Annotated in this window: 4 protein-coding genes; all 4 read left to right on the top strand. The window is 50.7% G+C overall.

Annotated features, from left to right (window positions below; all coding sequences use genetic code 11):
* Positions 1–144 precede the first annotated feature (144 nt).
* The 4 genes from AO268_RS32900 to AO268_RS03640 all read left to right on the top strand — a co-directional run bounded on the left by AO268_RS32900 (position 145) and on the right by AO268_RS03640 (position 2,890).
* A complete protein-coding gene (locus AO268_RS32900) occupies positions 145–312 on the top strand; it encodes a hypothetical protein (protein WP_165448674.1) in 168 nt (55 codons plus the stop codon).
* Between the two features lie 520 nt (positions 313–832).
* Positions 833–1,318 carry a hypothetical protein gene (locus AO268_RS03650; protein ID WP_038445794.1) on the top strand — a complete coding sequence of 162 codons (486 nt, stop codon included), beginning with the start codon at positions 833–835 and terminating at the stop codon, positions 1,316–1,318.
* A 237-nt stretch (positions 1,319–1,555) separates the two neighbouring features.
* The gene (locus tag AO268_RS32625; protein WP_176561333.1) at positions 1,556–1,783 is read left to right on the top strand and encodes a hypothetical protein; all 228 of its coding nucleotides are present in this window, start codon (positions 1,556–1,558) and stop codon (positions 1,781–1,783) included.
* A gap of 126 nt (positions 1,784–1,909) precedes the next feature.
* Positions 1,910–2,890, top strand: coding sequence for an IS5 family transposase (locus AO268_RS03640; RefSeq protein ID WP_034113392.1), 981 nt, complete (start codon positions 1,910–1,912; stop codon positions 2,888–2,890).
* The last annotated feature ends 124 nt before the right edge of the window (positions 2,891–3,014 follow it).

The following is a 3,014-nucleotide window of genomic DNA, read 5'->3' as shown; positions in this document are numbered from 1 at the left end:
TGTTCTCCTGCTCAAAAAGTGAGCAGAAGCAGTTGAACACCTGGGTCAGTTTTCAGTCGGCAGAACAGCCTCTACTGGGTCAGTTTTCGGTCAGCGGCAACAGGCCAAGCGAATGATCTTCGCGAACCTGCCATACCTCGGAGCATGGACATCAGCGATCCACGGGATGATTTTTCCTGGCATGTGCATTACCGGCATCGCTTGCTGCGTAAGCTTGTCGATCAAGTCAGCATTGGTTGTCACCAGCGTGATATCGAACATAAAGAGCCGGCGAAACACGGCAATGAACAGGCGGTGACATTTGGAGTTTAGAAAAAGAGATGACGGTAGGTTATTCCCGCCGGTGCTACCAAACGGCGATTTCATAGGCGTTGCCCATGGGAGCCAACTCCGGCAGGTTCTTTTTTCAGTGCGAGAAGACGGCCTGTACGGGGAGGGTGTATTTCTCCTATGGCACGAGATAGCCGGCGTATCCATCACTGACGCCAAAGGATTCCAGATTCGGAGCGGAAAATATGCCAGCGGCGGAATTGGATTTAACGCAGGGGCATCTGCGCTGCTCGATCTGACTGGGGAAATCGTTACCCGGATAGACGGATACACTGTCGACTACTGCCTGATGAATCGCATCAGCTACGAGTCAAAACGAAAGGTGTTACCCAGTCATTAGTAGTGAGGCGACAGCCCAGCAAGACGACTGGGCCATCAACCGTGTTAGAAGTGAAGCGACTTACTTCCATAAAATAAACTTTGGTGGATCTTGTAGAGGTCAACCTGTGTCGCGTAGCGGATAGCCCTGACGGCCGAAAATAGATGAAATGACGAGGCAGGCATGAGCAAGCTAAAGGGGATACGTCTGTACGGATCAAGTGGCGATCAAGCTGTATACCAATTCTGTATTCCCGGCGAACCGAGTTGGATACGGCAGATGTTTGTTGAGCTAGAAAGGCGCGTCCCTGGAAGTCATGACCTGCTGATTGTGCTGCTTAATGTACAGAAGTGTCGAGAAATGAGGGGGCTTGGCTCTGAGGCAGTATTCCGTCTGCTTAAAGATGCGGAGGAAGAACTTAACGCTGGAGATCGCAATTTTCTGTTGAGAACGTTTTACATTGGTTTTCTCACAGAACTAAAAATCCTGTTTGATCGTTTGAACACGATGCGAGTTGATGAGCGGGACAAGGTTCTTGATGGCATGCGTCCATACTACAGATCTACAGGGAGCTATATGGAAACCTCATTCGATGAGCTTGAGCGAATCTTACTTATGGGAAATCAAAATATTGAAAGTTATTGGTCTGCCGTGAAACGCGATCTATGAAATGTGTCGCGAAGCGGATGAATGCAGGCCGTTACGGTGACCTACAAAAATACGGAATAGATGTTTTATGTATGGAGTTAATGAGTTGATCGGGGCCAGCGTTAGTTTTTCTTTCGATGGCTACAACCTACCTGGTGACATGGGGTCGTCTGAGGAAATATTAGAGGTCCTGCATGCGGACATTCCTGGAGTCAGGATCTCCTAAATGCAATCTTGCTGACTCAAGAGTGTGCAGAGTTGCGTGAGCGAAGTTCTATGGTGATGGCGGTATTGCTTAGTGAATACGAGCCAACACTCGGGCACGCTGATGCGTTGCGAGCAAGAACTTTTTTTGCCGCGGCTATCACAGAGCTGAAGATGGTTCTTGATGAAATTAAAGATTATCCGCAAGCAGAGCAGGAAAAAGTATTGTCGCGTTTGGGTGATTATTTAGGGAATCTCCGAACAAGTTTTCAAATGTGCTGAAATACGCCTGACCACCTGATCCGAGCCGCCTATGAGCCAGATGAGCTTTTCCGATTTCGAATTGGAATCTCCGAACAAGTTTTCAAATGTGCTGAAATACGCCTGACCACCTGATCCGAGCCGCCTATGAGCCAGATGAGCTTTTCCGATTTCGAATACGCCGGCAAGCGCAAGCAGACACGCCGCGAACGCTTCCTCGCCGAGATGGATCAGGTCGTGCCCTGGACGGGTCTGCTGGGCCTGATCGAGCCGTTCTACCCCAAGGCCGGTGGCGGCAGAAAACCCTATCCTCTGGAAACCATGCTGCGTATTCATCTGTTGCAGAATTGGTTTTCCCTGAGCGATCCGACCATGGAAGAAGCGCTCTACGAAATCACGCCCATGCGCCAGTTTGCACGTTTGACCTTGAGCGCCCCGATACCTGAAGACACCACGATCATGAATTTCCGGCACTTATTGGAAAAGCATCAGCTTGCACCTGCAATCCTCGCGGTCATCAATGGTTATTTGCAGGACAAAGGCATGTCTCTGCGTCAGGGCACTATCGTCGATGCCACCATTATTCATGCTCCCAGTTCGACTAAAAACGAAGAGGGAAAGCGCGACCCCGAGATGCATCAGACCAAAAAAGGTAACCAGTATTTCTTCGGAATGAAGGCCCATATTGGCGCTGATGTCGAGTCCGGCTTGGTTCATCACGTCCACGGCACCGCCGCCAACGTCGCCGATGTCACACAGGTCGCCGAGCTTTTGCATGGCGAAGAAAATGCAGTGTATGCAGACGCCGGATACACCGGCGTTGAGAAGCGTGAAGAGCATGAAAATCGTGAAGTGATCTGGCAAATCGCGGCGCGCCGCAGCACCTATTCCAAGTTGAATAAACGCAGCGTGCTCTACAAGGCCAAGCGCAAGATTGAGTACTGCAAAGCCCAGACACGGGCCAAGGTCGAACATCCGTTTCGGGTGATCAAATGCCAATTTGGGTACGTGAAAGTGCGCTTTCGTGGGCTGATGAAAAACACGGCTCAGTTGACCACATTGTTCGCCCTGTCGAACCTGTGGATGGCTCGAAAACAACTGATGGGTATGGGCGAGTTGCGCGCTTAACATGGAAAACCGGGCGAAAAACGCCCTCGATGAACACTGCATCAGGTCGTTTTGAGCAAATAGCGCTGCGTGCCGTGCAAATTACGACTTGCGGCCGCCGCGCAGCAAGTTGATCGGAGCATCC

It is taken from the genome of Pseudomonas sp. ICMP 8385 (assembly GCF_002699915.1).
Classification (GTDB): domain Bacteria; phylum Pseudomonadota; class Gammaproteobacteria; order Pseudomonadales; family Pseudomonadaceae; genus Aquipseudomonas; species Aquipseudomonas gessardii.
This window is presented reverse-complemented; position numbering and strand designations above follow the sequence as displayed.

Coding starts and splice junctions, on each gene's coding strand:
- AO268_RS32900 (WP_165448674.1), top strand. CDS start 145: ATGGACATCAGCGATCCACGGGATGATTTTTCCTGGCATGTGCATTAC.
- AO268_RS03650 (WP_038445794.1), top strand. CDS start 833: ATGAGCAAGCTAAAGGGGATACGTCTGTACGGATCAAGTGGCGATCAA.
- AO268_RS03640 (WP_034113392.1), top strand. CDS start 1,910: ATGAGCCAGATGAGCTTTTCCGATTTCGAATACGCCGGCAAGCGCAAG.